Source organism: Clostridium felsineum DSM 794 (genome assembly GCF_002006355.2).
Classification (GTDB): domain Bacteria; phylum Bacillota; class Clostridia; order Clostridiales; family Clostridiaceae; genus Clostridium_S; species Clostridium_S felsineum.
Window position 1 is genome coordinate 2,324,938 of record NZ_CP096980.1, and the last position, 23,275, is coordinate 2,348,212.

Annotated in this window: 24 protein-coding genes; 21 read left to right on the forward strand and 3 right to left on the reverse strand. The window is 30.0% G+C overall.

All coding sequences use genetic code 11. The annotated features are described in order from the left end of the window. Position 1 precedes the first annotated feature (1 nt). Positions 2-634 carry a thiamine diphosphokinase gene (locus CLFE_RS10950; RefSeq protein WP_077892625.1) on the forward strand — a complete coding sequence of 211 codons (633 nt, stop codon included), beginning with the start codon at positions 2-4 and terminating at the stop codon, positions 632-634. Positions 635-693: 59 nt separating this feature from the next. After that, positions 694-879: a hypothetical protein gene (locus CLFE_RS10955; protein ID WP_242951566.1), complete on the forward strand. Its 186-nt coding sequence runs from the start codon at positions 694-696 to the stop codon at positions 877-879. 155 nt (positions 880-1,034) lie between these two features. Here CLFE_RS10955 and rpmB read toward each other — a convergent pair whose 3' ends face one another. Further along, on the reverse strand, positions 1,035-1,226 hold the full coding sequence (gene rpmB, locus CLFE_RS10960; protein ID WP_077833777.1) for a 50S ribosomal protein L28: 192 nt from the start codon (positions 1,224-1,226) through the stop codon (positions 1,035-1,037). Positions 1,227-1,420: 194 nt separating this feature from the next. Here rpmB and CLFE_RS10965 point away from each other — a divergent pair, with 194 nt between their 5' ends. From CLFE_RS10965 to CLFE_RS10990, 6 genes are all read left to right on the forward strand, one after another. Continuing rightward, complete coding sequence (locus CLFE_RS10965; protein ID WP_139355688.1) at positions 1,421-1,771, forward strand: Asp23/Gls24 family envelope stress response protein; 351 nt, start codon at positions 1,421-1,423, stop codon at positions 1,769-1,771. 13 nt (positions 1,772-1,784) lie between these two features. Then, complete coding sequence (locus CLFE_RS10970; protein WP_077833778.1) at positions 1,785-3,437, forward strand: DAK2 domain-containing protein; 1,653 nt, start codon at positions 1,785-1,787, stop codon at positions 3,435-3,437. Between the two features lie 173 nt (positions 3,438-3,610). Continuing rightward, complete coding sequence (gene recG, locus CLFE_RS10975) at positions 3,611-5,647, forward strand: ATP-dependent DNA helicase RecG (RefSeq protein ID WP_077892624.1); 2,037 nt, start codon at positions 3,611-3,613, stop codon at positions 5,645-5,647. A gap of 77 nt (positions 5,648-5,724) precedes the next feature. Further along, positions 5,725-6,291 carry a 16S rRNA (guanine(966)-N(2))-methyltransferase RsmD gene (rsmD, locus tag CLFE_RS10980; RefSeq protein ID WP_077833780.1) on the forward strand — a complete coding sequence of 189 codons (567 nt, stop codon included), beginning with the start codon at positions 5,725-5,727 and terminating at the stop codon, positions 6,289-6,291. Beyond that, positions 6,288-6,764, forward strand: coding sequence for a pantetheine-phosphate adenylyltransferase (gene coaD / locus CLFE_RS10985; protein WP_077833781.1), 477 nt, complete (start codon positions 6,288-6,290; stop codon positions 6,762-6,764). The genes rsmD and coaD overlap by 4 nt, the downstream gene beginning before the upstream one ends. A gap of 75 nt (positions 6,765-6,839) precedes the next feature. Further along, on the forward strand, positions 6,840-7,364 hold the full coding sequence (locus tag CLFE_RS10990) for a hypothetical protein (RefSeq protein WP_077833782.1): 525 nt from the start codon (positions 6,840-6,842) through the stop codon (positions 7,362-7,364). On the opposite strand, the gene ylbJ is transcribed toward CLFE_RS10990, so the two are convergent. Both ylbJ and CLFE_RS11000 read right to left on the reverse strand, forming a co-directional pair. Further along, positions 7,357-8,502 carry a sporulation integral membrane protein YlbJ gene (ylbJ, locus tag CLFE_RS10995; RefSeq protein WP_077892623.1) on the reverse strand — a complete coding sequence of 382 codons (1,146 nt, stop codon included), beginning with the start codon at positions 8,500-8,502 and terminating at the stop codon, positions 7,357-7,359. The genes CLFE_RS10990 and ylbJ overlap by 8 nt on opposite strands. A 51-nt stretch (positions 8,503-8,553) precedes the next feature. After that, positions 8,554-9,750: a nucleotidyltransferase gene (locus CLFE_RS11000; RefSeq protein WP_077892622.1), complete on the reverse strand. Its 1,197-nt coding sequence runs from the start codon at positions 9,748-9,750 to the stop codon at positions 8,554-8,556. Positions 9,751-10,006: 256 nt separating this feature from the next. Between CLFE_RS11000 and pta the strand changes: the two genes are divergently transcribed. The 13 genes from pta to ffh all read left to right on the forward strand — a co-directional run bounded on the left by pta (position 10,007) and on the right by ffh (position 23,239). Further along, positions 10,007-11,008 carry a phosphate acetyltransferase gene (gene pta / locus CLFE_RS11005; RefSeq protein ID WP_077833785.1) on the forward strand — a complete coding sequence of 334 codons (1,002 nt, stop codon included), beginning with the start codon at positions 10,007-10,009 and terminating at the stop codon, positions 11,006-11,008. A gap of 11 nt (positions 11,009-11,019) precedes the next feature. Continuing rightward, the gene (locus CLFE_RS11010) at positions 11,020-12,225 is read left to right on the forward strand and encodes an acetate kinase (RefSeq protein WP_077892621.1); all 1,206 of its coding nucleotides are present in this window, start codon (positions 11,020-11,022) and stop codon (positions 12,223-12,225) included. Between the two features lie 119 nt (positions 12,226-12,344). Next, positions 12,345-12,842, forward strand: a complete 498-nt coding sequence (locus CLFE_RS11015; protein WP_077892620.1) for a YceD family protein — start codon at positions 12,345-12,347, stop codon at positions 12,840-12,842. Between the two features lie 14 nt (positions 12,843-12,856). Next, complete coding sequence (gene rpmF, locus CLFE_RS11020; RefSeq protein WP_010965052.1) at positions 12,857-13,039, forward strand: 50S ribosomal protein L32; 183 nt, start codon at positions 12,857-12,859, stop codon at positions 13,037-13,039. 65 nt (positions 13,040-13,104) lie between these two features. Next, entirely contained in the window at positions 13,105-14,100 is a 996-nt protein-coding gene (gene plsX, locus CLFE_RS11025; protein ID WP_077892619.1) for a phosphate acyltransferase PlsX, read from the forward strand. Positions 14,101-14,206: 106 nt separating this feature from the next. Further along, entirely contained in the window at positions 14,207-14,440 is a 234-nt protein-coding gene (gene acpP, locus CLFE_RS11030; RefSeq protein WP_077833789.1) for an acyl carrier protein, read from the forward strand. A 109-nt stretch (positions 14,441-14,549) separates the two neighbouring features. Beyond that, the gene (rnc, locus tag CLFE_RS11035) at positions 14,550-15,242 is read left to right on the forward strand and encodes a ribonuclease III (protein ID WP_077833790.1); all 693 of its coding nucleotides are present in this window, start codon (positions 14,550-14,552) and stop codon (positions 15,240-15,242) included. Beyond that, positions 15,243-16,319, forward strand: a complete 1,077-nt coding sequence (locus CLFE_RS11040) for an elongator complex protein 3 (RefSeq protein ID WP_077851585.1) — start codon at positions 15,243-15,245, stop codon at positions 16,317-16,319. Positions 16,320-16,375: 56 nt separating this feature from the next. After that, positions 16,376-16,636 carry a stage V sporulation protein S gene (locus tag CLFE_RS11045; protein ID WP_077833792.1) on the forward strand — a complete coding sequence of 87 codons (261 nt, stop codon included), beginning with the start codon at positions 16,376-16,378 and terminating at the stop codon, positions 16,634-16,636. 306 nt (positions 16,637-16,942) lie between these two features. After that, on the forward strand, positions 16,943-20,518 hold the full coding sequence (smc, locus tag CLFE_RS11050) for a chromosome segregation protein SMC (RefSeq protein WP_077892618.1): 3,576 nt from the start codon (positions 16,943-16,945) through the stop codon (positions 20,516-20,518). 19 nt (positions 20,519-20,537) lie between these two features. Beyond that, positions 20,538-21,449, forward strand: coding sequence for a signal recognition particle-docking protein FtsY (gene ftsY / locus CLFE_RS11055; RefSeq protein WP_077851583.1), 912 nt, complete (start codon positions 20,538-20,540; stop codon positions 21,447-21,449). 77 nt (positions 21,450-21,526) lie between these two features. Further along, the gene (locus tag CLFE_RS11060) at positions 21,527-21,871 is read left to right on the forward strand and encodes a putative DNA-binding protein (protein WP_077851582.1); all 345 of its coding nucleotides are present in this window, start codon (positions 21,527-21,529) and stop codon (positions 21,869-21,871) included. Positions 21,872-21,889: 18 nt separating this feature from the next. Next, positions 21,890-23,239: a signal recognition particle protein gene (ffh, locus tag CLFE_RS11065; protein ID WP_077833796.1), complete on the forward strand. Its 1,350-nt coding sequence runs from the start codon at positions 21,890-21,892 to the stop codon at positions 23,237-23,239. Positions 23,240-23,275: the final 36 nt, after the last annotated feature.

The following is a 23,275-nucleotide window of genomic DNA, read 5'->3' on the forward strand; positions in this document are numbered from 1 at the left end:
TATGAAGGTAGTTGTAATTTCAGGAGGAAAAATGCCCTCTGAAAAATTACTATATGATGAAATAGAAAAATGTGAGTATATTATTTGTGCAGATAGTGGGGCTAACTGTCTGTACAAATATAAAATTTCACCAAATATATTAGTGGGAGATTTTGATTCAATAGATGATGAAATCTTTAGCTATTTTAAAAACAATACAAGCATAGTGGAAGTTCCCTGTGAGAAGGACTTTACAGATACAGAGCTTGCCTTTAATGAGGCTCTAAAGTTATCTCCAGATGAAATATCATTTTTAGGCTGTACAGGCACTAGGCTTGACCACATATTTGGTAATTTGGGCCTTTTATACAAGTGTATTAAAAGTGGTATAAAAGCCTCCATAAAAGATGATAATAATACCTTATTTATGATAGATAAGACCACAAAAATACAAGGTAAAAAGGGAGAAATTTTTTCTATTCAGGGGTTTAGAGATGAAGTAAAAGCATTATATATAGAAAATGCTAAATATCCACTAAAAAATTATAATTTGAATTTTGGCGATTCAAGAACTGTTTCTAACGAGTTTTTAGATGAACCTGTTACAATTAGATTTGAAAATGGAATTGTAATTGTAATGAAATGTACAGATTAAGGAAATAATTAAAAATAACCTGCATATAATATAACGTATTATTAATGGAGGTTATACTTATGTCTAAAAAGAGATTTAAGAGTTGTGGGATGAATAAGTATGGGTTAGGAATTATAATAGCCTCTGTTGGAGCTGGTATAATAATAGCAGTTATTTTACCAATATGGGGTTGGATTATTGCAGCAGGGGGAGGACTTATATTTGTAGGTTGGTTTCTTATTAATAATTGTAATAAAAAGAAATAATTTTGTGTGGGGGATTATTAATGAAGATTGTAGCTATAAAACTTCCAAAGTTCTTATCTAATATAATTAAGTTTTTTTTCAGAAAAAAATCTTAAAATGTATATATGTAAAAAAATAAAAAATGCAATTGGGGTTACCAACTGCATTTTTTATTCTTATACAGCACGTTGTACTTTTCCAGAACGTAAACATCTAGTACATACATGTATAGTTCTAGGAGTTCCATCTACGACGGCTTTGATTTTTCTTATATTAGGAAGCCATGTTCTTTTTGATTGACGGTGTGAATGACTGTATTGAACACCAGCAACAAGACCTTTTCCGCATATATCACATTTTCTTGACATAGTCTACACCTCCCTTAGATGCGCGAAATTAACTTTTCGCAAACAAGTTATATTTTATCATATATTGTATAAAATATGCAAGTAAAAATTAACTATAGAATAAATTTACGATAAGTGTTTAAAATCATTGAATAATTATCTGTTTTAATATAAAATGGTAATGTGTTATGTATTTATGTGAGGAGGAATATATTATGATGCAAATTTCCAATGAAAAAGGTTCTATAAATTTTTCTGTAGAAACTCTCGCCAATATCGTAGGCATATCTACCATGGAGTGCTACGGAGTTGTTGGAATGGCTTCTAAAAATGCTTCTGATGGATTTTGGGAACTTATAAAAAAAGGTGGAAATTTAAGCAGAGGTGTTAAAATAAATTCTAAAGAAAATAAATTAAGTATAGAACTATATATAATAGTTGAATATGGAACAAAAATATCAGTAATAGCGAATAACATAATTCAAAAGGTAAGATATAATGTTGAAAATTATACAGGACTTAAAGTATCGAGCTTGGTGGTAAATGTTCAAGGCGTAAGAGTCTAAGGAGGTACAAGAATTGGAACACTTAACTATAGATGGACATAATTTTTATAATATGGTTGTAAATGCATGTAATAAATTAGATGAACAAAAGGATTTTGTAAATTCTTTAAATGTATTTCCGGTACCAGACGGTGATACAGGAACAAATATGTCCATGACTTTTAGAAATGCTGTAATAGAGATAGAGACTGTTAAAAATGAAGGCATAGGAGTTATAGCAAAAAAGCTATCAAAGGGTGCACTTATGGGAGCCAGAGGAAACTCTGGTGTTATACTTTCTCAAATATTAAGAGGTATAGCAAACGGTCTTGATAATTTAAATGAAGTTAACAGCGTAGAGTTTGCAAAAAGTATAATGGAAGGCTCAAAATTTGCGTATAAAGCGGTAATGAGACCAACTGAAGGTACAATACTCACAATCATAAGAAGTGCTGGTGAAAGCGCTGAGAAGAGCAAAGAGACGGATATAACAAAACTTATGAGAGAAGTATGTGATGCCAGTGAAAAAATGCTTAATAAAACACCAGATATGCTTCCTGTTTTGAAGAAGGCAAAGGTTGTAGATTCAGGTGGAATGGGTCTTTTAATAATTCTAAAAGGAATGCTAGAAGCTTTAGAAAACGATATTAAGGCTTCTTTAAACGGTGTTAAGCAAACTGTATCAATAGCGCCTAAAGAGAGTAGTAACGTTATTGAAGAAGAAATAAAGTTTGGTTATTGTACTGAGTTTATAATACATTCTGGAGATTCTGATGTATCAAAATTTAGAGACTATATATCTAAATTAGGAGATTCAATGATTGTTGTAAATGTAGATGAGATAACGAAAGTACATGTGCATACTAATGACCCGGGACTTGTATTATCTGAGGCAGTTAAGTTAGGAGAACTCTCTAGAATAAAGATAGATAACATGAGAGAAGAACATAGAGAAGTTCTTGGACTTAAAACAGAAGGTTCAAGGGTTGAAGAAAATTTAAATGATTCAAAAAACGAAGTAGAAGAAGAAAAGGATTTTGGATTTATAGCTGTGGCTTCAGGAGAAGGAATTTCTAAAATATTTAAAGATCTTGGAGTGGACTTTGTAATAGAAGGCGGTCAAACTATGAATCCAAGTACTCAAGATATACTTTCAAGTATAAACTCTGTTAATGCAAGAAATGTATTTGTATTCCCTAACAATAAAAATATTATTATGGCGGCTAATCAGGCAAGCGAATTAAGTGAGAAAAATGTTATAGTAATACCAACAAAAACAATACCACAGGGAATAACTTGTATGACTGAATTTGAGTATGATGGAAATGCTGAAAATAATAAAGAAAAATTAAATAATGCTATCAAAAAAGTTAAAACAGGCTCTATTACTTATGCGGTTAGAGATACAGAAGTAGATGGAAAAATTGTAAATGCAAACGACATATTAGGTATTGTTGAAGATAAAATTAAAGAAACAGGAAAAAATATATATGAAGTTTGTGAAAAAGTAATAGATAGTATGATAGATGAAGATAGTGAGCTTATTTCTATATATTATGGAAAAGATTGTAGTGAGATAAAAGCAAAAGAATTAGCTGAAAAGCTTGAAGATAAATATTCTGATTTTGATGTACAATTAAGTGAAGGAAAACAGCCGCTATATTATTTCATAGTGTCTGTAGAATAGATAACGTATAAAAAACGCTGTACATATGTTTTTTATAATGTTTTATATAATTTTAAAGTAAACTCCTGTTTGATTTACTTTAAAATTTGTATAAGTGACAAGTTAGGATGAATAGGCTTGCTAAATAGCTTATTTATTAAACTTGTCACTTTTATTATAAAGGGAGGATTTTTATGAATATTAATGAAGATATAGGTAAGCTTAAAGGTGTTGGACCTAAGACTGCGTTAAAATTAAATAAATGTGGTATATTCACTATATTGGATTTGCTTCTATACTTTCCAAGAGATTATGAAAACCTCTCACTTTTATCGGATATTTCGAAGGTAGAGGATGGGCAAAAGGTAGTTGTAAAATGCAAGCCTTTAAGACTTATGAGTCAATTTAGATCTAAGAGTGGTAAGATTGTTACTAAAATTTTATTTTCAGATGGAGAAAATAATTTTTATGGCATATGGTTTAACCAGCCATACATAAAAAACAAATTTAACTTTAATGAAACCTATACAATCATGGGAAAAGTAAAAAAAACAAAAAGTGAAATTACTATAAATAATCCTATACAAACGAAGGATGAAGGTTTAAGTGATGAAAAAATAGTTCCAAAGTATGCTCTTTCAGGAACTTTAAAAAATACGTTTTTTATAAGATTAATCTTTGAGCTTCTTCAAAGTATTAAAATTGAAGAAAATATGCCAGAGTGGGTTATAAAAAAGTATGCTTTTCATAGTCTTGATATGGCACTAAGAGAAATACATAGTCCTAATAATTTAGTGGAGCTTAGAGAAAGCACTAAAAGACTTAAATTCCAAGAATTATTTACATACTCCCTTAAAGTTTTGATTTTAAAAGAATACCTTAAAAAGAATAATAGGGGATTCCCTTTTAAAATAGCTAAAGAACTTGTAAGTTTAAAAGAAAGTCTTCCTTTTAAATTAACGGAAGCACAAAATTTAGTCATAAGAGATATTCTTAAGGATGAAAAAAGACCTCAAGCAATGAATAGATTAGTTCAAGGAGATGTTGGTTCTGGAAAAACCATTGTTGCATTAATAGCTATTTTTAATGTTATAAAAAATGGTTTTCAGGCAGTCTTAATGGCGCCCACAGAAATACTTGCAAAGCAGCATCTAGAATCAGCATCAGCTTTATTTAAAAATTTTGATATAAAGATAGGTCTATTAACTGGAAGTGTAACAGAAAAGAATAAAAAAATAATAAAAGAAAAATTAAAAGAGGGAGAAATAGACCTTATAATAGGAACTCATGCCTTAATAGAAGATAATGTTGAATTTAAAAATTTAGGTATAGTAGTAACAGATGAGCTTCATAGATTTGGTGTTATGCAAAGAAACAGGCTATTTAATAAAGGAAATAACATAGATGTTCTTGTAATGACAGCAACGCCTATACCGAGAACTCTGGCTTTATATCTTTATGGAGATTTAGATGTGTCTATAATTGATACTTTGCCGCCAGGAAGAAAAGAAGTAAAAACTCTAAGTATAAAAAAGAGTAATAAAGATAAGGCATATAATTTTGCTTTAAAGGAAATAAAAAGTGGAAGACAAGTGTATGTAGTGTGCCCCTTAGTAGAGGAAAATGAAAAGCTTGAACTCACATCAGTTGAAAAACTCTATAATGAATTAAAAAAAGAATATTTTAAGGATATATCTGTAGAAATGCTTCATGGAAAAATGCCGCCTAAAGAAAAGAATGTTATTATGGAAAGATTTAAAAATAAAGAGACTACGGTGTTAGTTTCAACTACAGTTATAGAAGTAGGTGTTAATGTTCCTAATGCAAGTGTAATGATAATAGAAGATGCACAGCGTTTTGGGCTTGCCCAGCTTCACCAACTTAGAGGAAGAGTTGGAAGAGGAGAGTATCAATCCTATTGTATGCTAGTTTGTGATATTAAGAGTAAGATTGCTGAAAAGAGAATGGAAATAATGTGTTCAAGTAATGATGGTTTCTATATATCAGAAGAAGACTTTAAACTAAGAGGGAGTGGAGAAGTTTTTGGAATAAGACAAAGTGGTGATGATGGACTTATTCTATCTGATATAATACAGGATATAGGTATACTAAAAGAGGCTAATAGTGCTGCTAAAAAATTAATAAAAAGTACAGTAGAAAGTGACATTGTTATAAAAAAGTCAATAATTAAAAGTTTAAAAAGTACATCGAAATATATTTGCTTTAATTAATACTAAAATATTTTGTATAATGTGTTTATGTATGATAAAATATAGACTAATGTATTTTTTATGTTAGGAGGATAAATATGAGAATAATATCTGGCAAAGCTAGGGGAAGAAAGATTTTACCACCTGTTGGAATGGGAACAACTAGACCAACATTAGATAGGGTAAAAGAGGCAATGTTTAATATAATTCAACTGGACGTTCCCGAAGCTGTTGTGCTTGATATGTTTTCTGGTACAGGAAGTTTAGGACTTGAGGCTGCCAGTAGAGGAGCAAAAGAATGTTATTTAATTGACAAAAGCTCCGTTACATATCCAATACTTAAACAAAATGTTGAAAATTTAAAATTTGATAAAGAATGTAAGACTTTAAATATGGATTCTTATGAAGCTTTAAACTACTTTAAATCAAAAGGAAAAGAATTTACACTAATATTTATAGATCCACCATACGCTAAAGAAATGATACCTCCAGCTATAGAAGAAATATCTAAGAATGAGCTTCTTACCAAGGAAGGTCTTATAGTTACTAAAATAGATTCTGATGAAACTATTTACGAAGGAAACGATGATATAACTTTAGTTGACCATAGAAAGTATGGAAAGACTATTGTATGTTTTTATAGACACAAGGAGGATAAAAAATGAAAGTAGCAGTATACCCCGGAAGCTTTGATCCCATAACTAATGGACATTTAGACATAATAAGTAGGGCTTCCAAAGTATTTGATAAGGTTATCGTAGGGGTACTTATAAATCCAGATAAAAAAGGTATGTTTACTGTTGATGAAAGAGTAGAACTTATAAGTAGAGTTACAAAACCTTTTGAAAATGTAAGTGTTCAAAGTTTTAGTGGTCTTCTCGTTAATTTTATGAAAAACAACGATTCAAATGTTATGGTAAGAGGACTAAGAAGTGTAGGAGACTTTGAATACGAACTTCAAACCTCGTTAATGAATAAAAAGCTTGATCCTAATGTTGAGACTGTATTTATGATGACTAGTTTAGAATTTTCATTTTTAAGCTCTTCAGCTATTAAACAAGTTGCTGTTTTTGGAGGATGTATTAAAGGACTAGTACCAGATGAAATTATAGAGGATGTACTAAAAAAAGCGAGATAATTTAATTATTATATTAGACGAGGCTAGTTAAATTTGTAGAGGTTAATGTTTTTTAATTTATAGGGAGAGATAATTATGAATGTGGTTAAGTTATTAGAATACTTAGGTGATATTATTGATACTTCTAGCAAAGTGCCACTTTCCAATAAAGTAATGGTAAGCAAAAAAGAAGTGTTAGATATTATTACTAAAATAATGAGCGAACTTCCAGAAGAACTCAAAAAATCTCAATGGATACTCAATGAAAAAGATAAGATTTTAAATGATGCTGTTAAAGAAGCGGACAAACTTAAAAGGCAAGAAATTGAAACTGTTAAAATGCAGATAGATAGGCATAATGTAACCTTAGAAGCGGAAAATAAGGCTAGAAGTTTAGTTGAAGAAGCGAAGATGGAAGCTAGGGAAATTAAGTTGTCTGCACTTCAATATGTTGATGATTTACTGCGCCAAGTAGATGAGCAAATAGAAGAGAGACAACAAGAATTTAATGAAAAGCTTCAAAAAGAAGCCCAGGATCTTTCGGTTAATGTTAGGAATGATTTCGATAGTATCAAGGAAATTATAAAAAATAACATAACAGAACTTAGAGAGGTTAAATAATCTTTTTTAGTTTATAGATCAACAGTGGTAACAATATTATAATTACTACAGCAATGAAAAGTAAAGAAGGAATTGGAGTATTATAATGTAAGTTAAAGGTGCTTATTGATTTATCTACATAAAATAACTTCATAAGTATAAAACATATAATGCTGCTTATTATACCTTGAACTACTTTTAGTAAGGTAAATCTTATATAAGATATTTTGTATTTTCCGATAAAAGAATAAATTTGAGCTATAATACATAGACCGCCAAAGGATGCAAAAAAGCTAAGAGTGATCATTTTTAAATCAATTGGAAAATTGTAAGAACATAACATATTAGCACCATTGGTCATTTCTATTATTCCAAGCATAAAGGTTTTGATAAAGCTGGTTTCACTGCCCTTAAAGATTATGCTTTGTTTTAAAAGACCAATTATAACTGAAAAAATTATTATAAAGCTCATTATTTGTAAAATTACTTTTACTGCATTTTCTGTGCTTATTTTAAGAGCTATACCAAAGGAATGTTTTTCGCTAACATTCCTTTTTATTTTTTTTGTAGAGGAAATAACTTTTTTATTAGGGAGTATTAATCCCATAACTATGCAAGATAAATAACAAGAAATAAGAAGTATGTAGCCTAAATGTTTATTTTTTAACATGGATGTCCCAATAGCGCCTATAATAAATAAAGGTCCTGGATTTGAAGCTATATTTACAAGTCTTCTAAATGTAGAAAAATCAATTATGTTATCTTCATATAAGTCCGAGGCATACTTGGCTCCTAGAGGATAACCACATAAAATACTTATGATAAGAACAATAGATGCTTTTTTAGGAAGTCTTTGAAAACTGCAAAGAATTGGCCCTAAGAATTTAGAGTAAATTTCTATACCATCATAACATATTATTAAATTTGATATAACTAAAAAAGGAAATACGTAAGGGAAGACATTGAAAAAGAATAATTTAGCACCAGATATAGAGGATGCGATGCAAACTTCTGGTTTTAAAATTATAAATAATATAATTAATGAAAGAAAAAAAGTCATTATGTAATTTGAAGTGCTTTTTAAATGCAGCTCTTTTATAAGTAAAAATAAAAGAACTGCTATTAAAGCTATAATAATTAGTAGAAAAAAAATTATCAAGTAAAAAACTCCTTTAATAAATGTTTATATAAATAATATATTAGCTGTGATTTAAACTATGATAATTTTCTTATAATAATCATCTAAAGGACCTACTTTTTTGTTTATTAAACTATATGCCTTAGTTGCTTTTATATCTAATGACAATTCTTCAAAGTCATAGTTATTAACTTTAGTAACTAGGGGAATTGAGCTAGTCTTTTTTAATAATTTTAAGATATCTCTACCTTTATCATTAAAGCCTAAAATTCTAGCATACTTTGGAGGCGATTTTCTTAAAACTTCTGTATTATAACAGTCGAAGCCAATGAAGTACTGAGTGAGTATCCTTGATATGCGAGAATAGGTATATCGTTTATTTTTTATCAATCTCATCAAAGAGCCCATATCATAAGAGTTTAGCATAGAATTATAGATCTTATTTTCAATACCTTCTGACACATCAGGTAAATGCCTAAAAGAGTCCTTACTTGTTAAAGCTTTATATTTTATATAATCAAAAATGTAATCCACATAAGTAAGATTATCTATATTTTCAATTATCATTTCAAAAGACTTTTCTGGCAGCGTATCTTTTATAAATTCAATATTTTCTTTACTCTTAAGTGAATTTCGTATTGCAGAGGCGCTGGAAACAGCTTTAAGCTCTAAATCGTTGTAATCATTTCCTAGTCGCTGTATAGTATAGGGCACTATATTGCTTTTAAGTTTTATTAAACTTTTACAATATTCAACTCCTAATATGTTATTAGCTGATGATAAAACATTGTGTTTTGTTTCTTTACCTGATAAAGACAAATATTCCCTTAATGCGTTTGTTCTTGCTAGAGGAAAAGAAAGTCCTTTGTCTAAATATGTTTTTAAAAAGGTTTTATACTCATTTGGCTCATCATTAAGTATTTTAGAAATTAAATTTATATCTTCTATTTCGCCACTTTCACTTCCAAAGCAAATATTTGAAATGCAGCCTAAGGAATTAAGAAGGCTTACAGCTCCGAAGGCAAAAAATTCAGCTGAAGATACAGCATATATGCAGGGAAGTTCTATTATAAGATCCACACCTGACTGAAGAGCACTTTTAGCTCTAGACCACTTATCTATTATTGCTGGTTCACCCCTTTGAACAAAATTTCCGCTCATAACACAAACGACAACATCGCTGTTGCAAATTTCTCTAGTTTTAGTCAAATGATGGATGTGTCCACTATGCATTGGATTGTATTCAGCAATTATTCCAGTAATATTCAAACTTACCACCTCAAAACGATTATACAGTATTTTCAATGCTTAATAAATGCAAACCTAGATGTAATCTTAAAAAATAAAGAGGATATTGAGTTTTAAAGTATAAAATTCCAAAATTATCATTGTTTTAAAATCAATATAAAAAAAAAAGATGTTGCAAAAATAATAAAAGTTGTGTTATAAAGTATGTATAGTAAAATGTATTCGATTTAATTTTTTAAGTCAATATATTATTGGCATTACGAAGGGAGAAAATACAATGGATTTAATGGAAAGCATATGGGAGTGTGCTAAAGGAGATAAAAAAAGAATAGTATTAGCAGAAGGTGAAGAAAAAAGAAACCTAATTGCTGCAGATAAAATAATTAAAGAAGGTTTAGCAGAGATTGTTCTTGTAGGTAATGAAGAAAATATAAAAGCAAATGCAAGTGCATTAAACCTTGATATATCAAAAGCTGAAATAATGGACCCAGAGAAATCTAATAAAACAGAAAAATATGCTAGAGATTTTTATGAACTTAGAAAACATAAGGGAATGACTATTGAAAAAGCTGAAAAAATGGTAAGAGATCCTCTATATTTCGCAACTATGGCTTTGAAAAATGACTATGTTGATGGAATGGTTTCAGGAGCTGTTCATACAACAGGAGATTTATTAAGACCAGGTCTTCAAATAATAAAAACTGCACCAGGAGTAAAAATAGTTTCTGGTTTTTTTGTCATGATAATACCTGATTGCGATTATGGTGAAGAGGGACTTCTTTTATTTGCAGATTGTGCTGTAAATCCTAATCCATCATCAGATGAACTTGCAGACATAGCAATAACTACAGCTGAAACAGCTAGAAAATTATGTAAACTTGAACCTAAAGTTGCAATGCTTTCATTCTCAACTATGGGAAGTGCAAAAGGAGAAATGGTTGATAAGGTTAGAAATGCAGTTGAAACTACTAAGAAATTTAGACCTGATCTTGCTATTGATGGAGAACTTCAACTTGATGCAGCAATAGAAAAAGAAGTAGCAGCGTTAAAAGCACCTTCTAGCAATGTTGCAGGAAAGGCAAATGTTCTTGTATTCCCTGATCTTCAAACAGGAAACATTGGGTACAAGCTTGTTCAAAGATTTGCAAAAGCAAAAGCAATAGGACCTATATGTCAAGGATTTGCAAAACCTATTAACGATTTATCAAGAGGATGTAGTGCAGATGATATCGTAAATGTTGTTGCAGTAACTGTAGTTCAAGCACAAAGAGGAATATAAGGAGGATTTTTATGAAAAATTTAGTTATTAATTGCGGTAGTTCATCAATAAAATATCAATTTATTGATATGGCAGATGAATCCGTACTTGCTAAGGGTTTAGTTGAAAGAATTGGAATAAAGGGTTCTGTAATAACTCACAAGGTAAATGGAAAAAAGTATGTTACAGAAACACCAATGGAAGATCATAAAAAAGCTATAAAACTTGTTTTAGATGCTCTTTTAAATGATGAATATGGTGTTATAAAAAATATTGATGAAATATCAGCAGTGGGACATAGAATAGTTCATGGTGGAGAAAAATATTCTAGTTCTGCTTTAATAGATGATGATGTTATGAAGTCAATAGAAGAGTGTGTTAGTTTAGCTCCACTTCATAATCCAGCTCATATTATAGGAATAAATGCATGCAGAGAATTAATGCCAAAGGCTCCAATGGTTGCAGTATTCGATACAGCTTTCCATCAAACTATGCCTGATTATGCTTATATGTATGCTATTCCAAATGAATATTATAAAAAATATAAGATAAGAAAATACGGTTTCCACGGAACTTCACATAAATATGTTTCAAGAACAGCTGCAGAATTTGTAGGTAGAAATGTAGAAGATTTAAAAATGGTAGTATGCCATATGGGTAATGGAGCAAGTATAACAGCTGTACAAAATGGTGAATCTGTAGATACTAGTATGGGCTTCACACCTCTTGGAGGTCTTGTTATGGGAACTAGAAGTGGTGACATGGATCCAGCAGTAGTAACATTCCTTATGGAAAAGTTAAATATAAGTGCTTCTGAAGTAAACACTATATTAAATAAAAAATCAGGTATTGAAGGCTTAAGTGAAATAAGCAGTGATATGCGTGATATCAAAAAAGGTAATTATGTAGATAAAGATCCTAAAGCCATTTTAGCTTATAGTGTATTTAACTATAAAGTAAAACAATTTATAGGTTCATATACAGCAATAATGAATGGATTAGATTGTCTTGTATTTACAGGCGGAATAGGTGAAAATTCCTTTGAAAATAGAAGAGAAATCTGCAAGAACATGGAGTATCTTGGCATAAAAATTGATGATGCTAAAAATGATGCAACTATGGGAGTACCAATGGATATAAGTGCAGAAAGTTCGAAGGTTAGAGTCCTTGTAATTCCTACTAACGAAGAACTTATGATTGCAAGAGACACAAAGGACATAGTAAGCAAGTTAAAATAAAACTTGACATTTATTTTGCATGCTTATATAATAAGTTATGGCTGCGTTAATGATTTAACATTAAACAGTTTATTTTGTAAATTTTAATAATAACTTATTGATTTAGGAGCTATAATAATATGTTAGATGTTTCTGATTTAATAACAAAAAAAGTCAGCAAAAAATTTGTCGATATGAAACTTGAATTGACGAATTTTAAATTTGACTCTGAGGAATATAAAATCTTGGAGCCATTAACCCTAAAAGGTCAATTGTTGATGGATGGCAGTATTGTGACATTAAGTGCTGAAGTTAAAGGTACTGTTGAACTTACATGTTCGCGCTGTCTTAAAAAGTTTCCATATAATATAAATTTGGAGATAGAGGAAAAATTCACCGACAATCCAGAAAATAAAGATGATGAAGTCATCTTTATAAATAACTATGAAGTAGATGTAAATGAAATTGTTGAAAACAATATTATACTATCTCTACCTATGAAAAAATTATGTAGAGAGGATTGCAAAGGGTTGTGCCCTATGTGTGGCACGGATTTAAATATATCTAAGTGTAATTGTCATGAGGAAAATATTGACCCAAGATTTGCAAAGCTTAAGGATTTGTTTTCGAATCATTAAGGAGGTGTATACACATGGGAAATCCAGCTAGAAAATTTTCAAAAGCTAGAAGAGATTCAAGAAGAGCTCAAACTTTTAAATTAAGTTTACCTGGAATGGTTGAATGTCCAAATTGTCATGAAATGAAACTTGCACATAGAGTTTGCAAGAAATGCGGTTACTATAAAGGTAAGGAAATAGTTGCTGTAGAAAAATAATTAAAAGAAAGTCTCGTGGCTTTCTTTTTTTTAAGTCTGTAAAACATGTTGGTGAGGTGTGAATTATGATAATATCTATTGATGGAATGGGTGGAGATAATGCTCCTGAAGCTGTAGTTAAAGGATGTGTAGATGCCATAAATGAAAATAGTAATTTGCACATTATAATTACTGGTCCCAGTGATAAAATTAATGCTGAACTAAAAAAATATACTTTTAATAAAGAAAGTATAGAATTAGTTGATGCTAAAGATGTTATAACAAATAATGAGCATCCAGTTATGGCAATAAGAAGGAAAAAAGAATCTTCTCTTTATAAAGCTTTAAACCTTGTAAAAGAGGGGAAGGCTGAAGCTGTCATTTCTGCTGGAAGTACAGGCGCTCTAATGGCAGGTGCTACATTAATGGTAGGAAGAATACAAGGTATCGATAGAGTGGCACTGTCACCTATAATGCCTGGAAAAAATGCGCCTTTTATGGTAACAGATGCAGGAGCTAATGTTGATTGTAAGCCACAGTATCTTCTCCAATTTGCACTTATGGGCAAAATATACTTTGAAAGTGTATTAAACGTCAAAAATCCAACTATAGGACTTGTTAATATAGGTGCAGAAGAAGAGAAGGGAAATGAACTAACAAAAAGTGCCCATAAGCTTTTAAAGGAATCTGGATTCAATTTTGTTGGCAATGTAGAACCGAGAGATGTGTCAAGTGGTGACACTGATATATTAGTGTGTGATGGATTTGTGGGCAATACACTTTTAAAGATGTATGAGGGTGTAGCTTCCAATCTTTTTAAAATGCTTAAGAGTGAGCTTATGTCATCTACAAGATCAAAACTTGGAGCACTGATGTTGAAACCTACGTTAAAAAGTTTTGCAAAAAAATTTGATTACAGTGAATACGGAGGTTCACCTTTTTTGGGTTCAAAAGGTATAGTCATAAAGGCACATGGAAGTTCCAATTCTAAGGCTTTTAAAAATGCAATAAAGCAAGCCGCAATTTGTAGTGAAAATAAAATAATAGATAAGATTTCCAGCCAATTAAAGGAGATAAATTAAAAATTAAGAATATTTTCACGGTATAAAGTAATAAAATTTAGTATATAAATATTGACGACAGCAATTATATGTAATATTATCATAATAGAGTTTAGGAGGTGAAAAAATGATATTTGAAAAAGTTAAAGACGTGATAGCAGATCAACTTGGAATAGACGCATCTGAAATTAAAATGGAATCCTCTTTTATTGATGATTTAGGAGCAGATTCTCTTGATATAGTCGAATTAATAATGGCTTTAGAAGAAGAATTTGATATAGAGATGCCTGATGAAGAAGCTGAAAAAGTTTCAAGTGTAGGAGACGTAGTTAATTACATAAAGGCTCATACAGAAGAGTAAGAGAAGTCCCGTTTATGCGGGACTTTATATTTAAAATAAAGTTTATTCTTGAAATTATAAAATATCCTGTCTATAATTTGAAGAATGCACTTATAGGGAGTGATTTTCAATGAAAGAAGAAAAATTAGTAGAAGAACTTGAAGAAAAATTAGGAATAAAATTTGAAAATAAGGACTTACTTATTACTGCCGTTACTCATAGTTCTTATGCCAATGAAAATAAAAATACTGAGTATAATGAAAGACTTGAATTTTTGGGAGACGCAGTTCTTCAACTTTCAATATCAGGGTATTTCTTTAGGAAGTATCCCCTTATATCGGAAGGAGAGCTTACTAAAAAGAGAGCATTAGTTGTTTGTGGTATTTCTCTTCATTCAATAGGTGAGAAGTGGGGAATTGGACAATATATAAGAATGAGTCGTGGCGAAGAACTTACTGGGGGACGTACAAGAGTTTCTATTATAGCTGACTGTGTTGAGGCGGTAATTGCAGCTATATATTTAGATAAGGGCTTTGAAGTAGCTAAAAATTTTGTCCTTGAAGTTTTTGAAGATATAATAAAGGATGCAGTAGAAGATAAAATAATACTTGATTATAAAACAAGGCTTCAAGAAATTCTTCAATCTAAAGGAATAACGGATATAAAATATACGCTTATACGATATGAAGGACCACCTCACAGAAGAAAGTTTTTTGTTAATTTGAGTTTTAATAATGATTCAAAAAGCACAGGTGAAGGATATACTAAGAAAGATGCAGAACAAGATGCAGCTGGTAAAGCATTGAAAGGAATTGATAAGTAAATGGGAAAATCTCATTATATAATACCTATATTTGTTCCACATGAAGGATGTCCACACGATTGTGTATTTTGTAATCAGAATACAATAACAGGAACAGAAAACAAAGTTAATAAACAATATGTAGAAGCTACTATAGAAGAATATTTAGAAACTATACCTAATAAAAATGCTGTAATAGAGGTGTCTTTTTTTGGAGGTACTTTTACTGCAATAAACATGGAAAAGCAAAGAGAACTTCTTTCAGTAGCAAAACATTATAAAGATATAGGTAAAATTAAATATATAAGATTGTCTACTAGACCTGATTATATAGATAATGAAATACTTACCAACCTAAAGAATTATCGAGTTGATATAATAGAACTTGGAGTGCAGTCTCTAGACAGTGAAGTACTTTTAAAATCAGGGAGAGGACATAGTGAAGCTGATGTAATTATGGCTTCAAAACTTATAAAAGAATATGATTTTACCTTAGGACATCAAATAATGCTTGGCCTTCCAGGAGATAATTTTGAAAAGGATATAGAGACAGCAAGAAAAGTAATTAGCCTTAAACCAGATATATGTAGGATATATCCTGCACTTGTTATAAATGATACACCTATGGAAAAGATGTATAGGAAAGGTATGTACAAACCTTATGAGCTTAATGAGTGTGTAGAAATAAGTAAAGTTATTTTCGGTATGCTATCTGTCAATAGTATAGAAGTTATAAGAATTGGGTTACAGCCAACAGAAGAAATAAATACTGATGGTGAACTTGTAGCAGGGCCATTTCATCCAGCATTCAGAGAACTTGTTGAGGGAAGCATTATGAATGAAATGGTTTTTCAAAATTTAAAGAATAAAAATAACACTAAGGTGGAGTTAAGTATAAACCCTAAGGATATATCAAAATTATATTCAAATAAGAAATCTTTTTTTAATGATATGAGAAGCAAATTGGATAATATTAAAATCGATGTTATACAAGATTTATCAGTAAAAAAAGAGACTATGAAATTATGTATTAATGAAGAATGTAGTTTAATATCTAAAAATGATTATTTAAAAGCAAAATACAAAGAAGGAAAATAAAGTATTTTATAGAATATATAACCTTGTTACTAATTTTATTGGGGGGTATATATTTTATGGAAGTATTAAAGGTGTCAGCTAAATCTCAACCTAAATCTGTAGCAGGTGCATTAGCAGCAGTGCTTAGAAGTAATAATTCTGCTGAAGTACAAGCAGTAGGAGCTGGAGCTATAAATCAAGCAGTAAAGGCCATAGCAATAACTAGAGGATTTGTAGCTCCTAATGGAATTGATCTTGTTGTTGTTCCTGCATTTGCCGAGATATCTATCGAGGGTCAAGATAGAACGGCAATAAAGTTTATAGTTGAATCAAGATAGAAAAAAACCGTGTTAGCACGGTTTTTTATTAAATTATTATATTTACATACTAAAAGATTCTAAGGTGGAGCTTGTTAAGTAGTAATATTTTATGGAGTACAGAGAGATATCTAGACATTTTTTATAAATTAATATAAACTTATATTGTTTACATTTTTAAATTTTGTGATATGAAAGGAAGATTAGATTATGAGAAAAGCAACTAGAGACAAAGCAACTAAAATTCTTGCTTGTATAATAGTACTTATGATGGTTATTGGATTATTTGAAGGATTTATTTTGCGAAATTAAAAAAGGAGTGCGTTTATGTTTCTTAAATCCATTGAAATACGAGGCTTTAAGTCTTTTGCCGATAAAACAGATTTAATTTTTAAAAATGGTATAACTGCTGTTGTTGGTCCGAATGGTAGTGGAAAAAGTAATATTTCTGATGCTGTACTTTGGGTTCTTGGAGAGCAAAGTGTTAAGAATTTAAGAGGCGGTAAAATGGAAGATGTAATATTTGCAGGAACTCAGTACAGGAAATCAGTTGGACTAGCTCAGGTATCATTAGTTTTAGATAATTCGGATAAAAATCTTAATCTTGATTATACAGAAGTTACTGTTAGTAGACGTTTATATCGTTCTGGCGACAGTGAATATTATATAAATAATACGAAGTGTAGACTTAAGGATATACAAGAATTATTTATGGATACCGGTATTGGTAAAGAAGGGTATTCAATAATAGGACAAGGTAAAATTGAAGCTGTTTTGAGCGGAAAACCAGAGGAGAGAAGAGCTCTCTTAGAAGAAGCAGCAGGTATAGTCAAATTTAAGACTAGAAAGATAGATGCTGAAAAAAAACTAGATAATACTAATCAAAATTTAGTTAGAATAAATGATATTTTAAATACTTATGAAGATAGATTAGAACCACTTAGAATAGAAAGTGAAAAAGCTAAAAAATTTGTGGAATTATCTGAGGAACTTAAAACAAAAGAAGTAAATACCATTGTTTATTCAATTGATAATATAAAAGGCAAAATTAATGAATTAAAAGAAAAAATGAGTAATTTAAAATTATCTATTGATGAAAATATCAGAGATAGGGATAAATTTTCTTTAGAGTTAAAAGCAGCTAGTGAAAAGCTTGATGATTTCGATATGAAATATTCTAGCAATAAAACAAAGTATTATGAAAGTAAAGAGAAGCATCAGAAAATAGTTTCAGAGATAGAATTGCTAAAAGAAAAAACAAGTAATTCAGATGTTTCAAAGGAAAAACTCTATAGAGAAATTGAAAGCTTAGATAAAAGCTTTTTGGACTTAAAGAGTAAGTATGAAATAGAAAAAGATAAGTTAGTAAAAAATAAAGAACACAATAAAGAGTTATTAAATAAAATTAATGAAAGTGAAAAGAAGAAAAAAAGTAATGATAGTCTTATTGAAAATTATGAAAAATCAATAAAGAAGTATAAAAATGATGCTATAGAAATATTAAGCAGCATAGCCCAAAATAATAATGATATTGTTATCTTAAAAAAAGAGATTGAAAATAATGAAGCAAAATTAGAGGGTATAAAAAAAGCTGGTGAAGGATATTCTAAGTCCTTAAAGATAAATGAAGAGACAAAGAGAAATCTTACTTACGAACTAGTTAAGATCAATGATAAAATAAATGTTTATGAAGAACAAATAAAAGAAAACAAAAATAAAATATCAAAATTGAATAGAATTATAACTATTGAGGAAAAATTAAACAGAGAGTTGAATTCAAAATTCAATAAATTAGAAGCTAATAAAAATATGCTTACTAATCTTGATAAGCAATATGAAGGATATAATAGATCTGTTAAAAACCTTATGCAGCACGTTAATAAGGGATTTGTAGAAGTAAAGCCTGAAAGTTCATTTGTACTTGGAGAAGTTATAAAGGTAAAGAAGGAATATGAAGTTGCTATTGAAATATCTTTAGGGGCAGCTATTTCTGATATCATAACTGTAGATGATAATATTGCAAAAAAACTTATAAATTATCTGAAATCAAAAAGTCTTGGAAGAGCTACTTTTCTACCTCTTAACATAATTAAAGATAGGAAGTTAAATATATCTGAGGGAACAAAGAAACAAGAGGGATTTATTGGAGTAGCAAGTGAACTTATAGATTATGATAATAAGTTTTCTCCCGCGGTTAATTATGTGCTTGGAAGAACTGTTATAGTAGACAACATGGATAACGCACTAAAAGTTGCCAAAACAAATTCATATTCTTTTAAAATAGTAACCTTGACTGGAGAAGTTGTAAACCCAGGAGGTTCGCTTACAGGTGGAAGTACATATTCAAAGGTAGCTAGTATAATAGGGCGAAAGAGAGAAATTGAAGAACTAAATTTAGAAATTAAGACTACTACAGTAAAGATAGATGAGTCTTCAATTAAAATAAGAGACAATAGAGAACAAGTTAAAAAATTAGATAATATTTGTCTTGATTTAACAGATTCAATTCATGGGGAAAAAATAGAACTTACTAAAATAAGAGAAAGATTAAATTCAATAGCTAGTGAAAGTGAAAAACTTAATAAAAGTTACAAAACATCTATTGGGGAAATTAGTTTCATTAAAGAAAAAATAGATGATTACTTTAAAAATCTTGAATTAAAAGAAGTTGAAAATAAAAATTTAAAATTAAAAGAAAATAATAATAATAACCTCATAGATGAATTAGAGAAAAAGCTTCAAGATGAAAATTCTAAAGTTATAGTTTTAAATGAAGAAACTATGGCTATGAAATTAGATAAAGCAAAAAATGATGAAGTTATTATGTCTTTAACTAGAGAAATAGATAGATATACTGCTGAAATGAAGAGTATAGAAAATAAAAAGATCAATCTTAAAATAGAAATAGATAATTTTGAAAATCAAGTTAAAACCTTAAAAAATAAGATTGAAGAAAATAATAATAAAGTTATAGATATAAAGAGAATAATTGATAAGCTGGAAGAGTCATTTAAAGATAGCGAATTTGAGAGAGGAAAGCTTAAGAAGGATATAGAAAATAAGAGGAACAATCTTCAAGAAATAAATTTAGTCTTGGAAAAATTAGAGACTGAAAATCATAGATACGAAATAAATTTAGCTAAAAGTGAAACTGAAAGTGAAAATTTATATGAAAGATTGAACAGCGACTTTAAGTTAACCTATTCTGAGGCCACTGAATTTAAAGAGGAAATAGAAGATTTAAGTTCTTACAAGAGAAAAATAGATGAGCTTAAAATGGAAATTAACAAAATGGGTGTAGTAAATGTAGCTAGCATTGAAGAATATAAAGAGGTTAAAGAAAAGTATACATTTATGAATTCTCAAAAAGAAGACCTAGATAATGCTAAAAGTGAGCTTATGGGGGTTATACAAGAAATGACCTCTAAAATGAGAACTGTGTTTAATGAGAATTTTAAGAAGTTAAATGAAAATTTTAAGATTACATTTAAAGATCTTTTTAAAGGTGGAAGTGCCAACCTCATCCTTAGTGGAGAAGATGAATTAACAAGTAATATCGAAATAAACGTTGAACCTCCAGGCAAAAAGCTTCAAAATATTAATCTTATGTCCGGAGGGGAAAAGGGACTTTCAGCTATAGCACTTTTATTTGCTATATTAAAAATGAAGCCAACTCCTTTTTGTATACTTGATGAAATTGAAGCGGCTCTCGATGATGCAAATGTAGCACGTTATGCAGAATTTTTAAGGAGATTTTCAGAGAACACTCAGTTTATTGTAATTACACACAGAAAAGGTACCATGGAAGCAAGTGATGTACTTTATGGTGTTACTATGGAGGAAAAAGGTGTGTCAAAGGTAATATCATTAGATTTAGATAGTGATAGAGAAAATATAGTTTAAAATACAGGAAGGTGAAAATATGTTAGGTAATTTTTTCGATAAACTTAAAAATGGTCTTTCAAAGACAAAAAGTAATCTTACAAACAAAATAAGTGATATTTTAACATCTACAGTGACTATAGATGATGATTTATATGATGAATTAGAGGAAATTCTTATAACTTCAGATATAGGGGTAGAAACATCTCTGTACATAATAGAGAAACTCAAAGAAAAAATAAAAGAGAATAAAGTTAAAGATCCTTCTCTTGTAAAAGATTGCTTAAAGGAAGTAATAAAAGATATTTTAGGAGATGAAAAAGGAAATTTAATGCCTAAAGAAGTGCCAGAAACAATCTTGGTTGTAGGAGTAAATGGTGTAGGAAAGACAACATCTATAGGTAAAATTTCTTCAAGATTAAAGGAACAAAAATTAAAGGTTATAATAGCAGCGGCAGATACCTTTAGGGCAGCAGCTATAGATCAGCTTGAAGTGTGGAGTAAAAGGGCAGATGTGGATTTAATAAAGCATCAAGAAGGCTCTGATCCAGCAGCAGTAGTTTTTGATGCAATTGAAGCTGCAAAAGCAAGAAATGCGGATGTATTAATATGTGATACTGCTGGAAGACTTCATAATAAAAAGAACCTTATGAATGAACTTGAGAAAATAAATAGAATTATTGATAGAGAGTTTAGTCAAAGTGGTAGAAGAACGTTACTTGCACTAGATGCTACAACTGGTCAAAATGCAGTAATTCAAGCAAAACAATTTATGGAAGTTTGTAAAGTAGACGGAATAATACTTACAAAATTAGATGGTACAGCTAAAGGTGGAATTGTTATTTCTATAAAGCATCAATTAAATATACCCGTTGAATTTGTTGGGGTTGGAGAGGGAATTGATGATCTTCAAGAATTCAATCCATCAGATTTTGTAGAAGCTTTATTTTAAGATTAATGGTGTTAAGTAAAAATACTTGACACCATTAATTTTTTTTGATATTATATTCTCATTGGTCGGTGATTTAAATGGAAGAAAGAATATATTTGTCAATGCTTTTAAGTACATATGGCAGTTTGCTTACAGAAAAACAAGTAAATGTCATGAAGCTTTATTATGACGATGATTTATCCATGCCGGAAATAGCAGAAATAAATAATACTACAAGGCAAGCTATACATGATTTAATAAAAAGATGTCATAAAATGCTTTTAGGCTATGAAGACAAACTGAAACTTGTAGATAAGTATAATAGAAATGAAAATATAAAGAAAAATCTTAAGGACAAACTTTGTATTTTAAGAAGTAAAATTTCAGATGAAAATAATGCGAAATTAATAGATGATATTGAAAAAAATATAAATTCTTTATAAAACGAGGAGGGGTATTACATGGCTTTCGAAGGATTATCTACAAAATTGCAGGCTGCAATGAAGAAACTCAGAGGAAAAGGTAAGCTTTCTGAAAAAGATATAAAAGATGCTATGAGGGAAGTTAAATTAGCTCTTTTAGAGGCAGATGTTAACTACAAGATAGTTAAAAACTTTGTTAAAGTAGTAGGGGAAAAATGTCTAGGTAATGAAGTTATGGAAAGTCTTACTCCTGCTCAGCAAGTTATAAAAATAGTTAATGAAGAGCTTACGAACTTAATGGGTAAAGAAGAAAGTAAGCTAGAGTTTGAGGAAAATGGAATTACAGTTATAATGGCAGTTGGTCTTCAAGGTGCAGGAAAAACTACCATGTGTGGAAAACTTGCTTTAAGTTTAAAGAAGAAAAACAAAAAACCTCTTTTGGTTGCCTGCGATATATATAGACCAGCAGCAATAAAGCAGCTTCAAGTGGTAGGTAAATCAATTGATATTCCTGTATTTTCAATGGGAGATAAGGTTAACCCTGTTGATATATCAAAGGCTGCAATGGAGCATGCTAAGGGAAATGGACTAAATGTAGTTATAATAGATACAGCTGGAAGACTTCACATTGATGATGAGCTTATGAATGAGCTTGAAAATATAAAGACTGAAGTTAAGCCAAAGGAAATTCTACTTGTTGTAGATTCTATGACAGGTCAAGATGCTGTAAATGTTGCTGAAAGCTTTAACAATAAGCTTGAACTTACAGGTGTTGTTCTTACAAAGCTTGATGGAGATACAAGGGGTGGTGCTGCCCTTTCAATAAGAGAGATGACAGGAAAGCCTATAAAGTATGTAGGACTAGGTGAAAAGATGAATGACATTGAAGTTTTTCATCCAGATAGAATGGCATCAAGAATACTTGGTATGGGCGATGTTTTAACACTTATAGAGAAAGCTCAATCAGCTATAGATGAAAAGAAGGCAAAAGAGCTTGGTGACAGAATGTTAAATCAAGAATTCAATTTTGATGATTTTCTTCAAGCTTTTGAGCAAATGAAAAAATTGGGACCTATAGGTAAACTTCTAGAAATGGTACCAGGCTTTAATAGCAGCATGCTTAAGGGCGTTGATTTGAATAAAAATGAAGGTGAAATGAAGAAATATGAGGCTATAATTCATTCGATGACTTCGAAAGAAAGAAAAACACCTTCACTTATAACATCAACAGCTTCTAGAAAAAGGAGAATAGCTATTGGTTCAGGAACTACAGTTCAAGAGGTAAATAAACTTCTTAAGAACTTTGAGCAAATGAAGAAAATGATGAAGCAATTTAAAGGAAATAAGCTTTCTAAAAAGGGTTTATTTGGTGGAAAAATGCCCTTTTAGTATATAGATAATTTAGTAGCATTTGAAGGAGGTGAA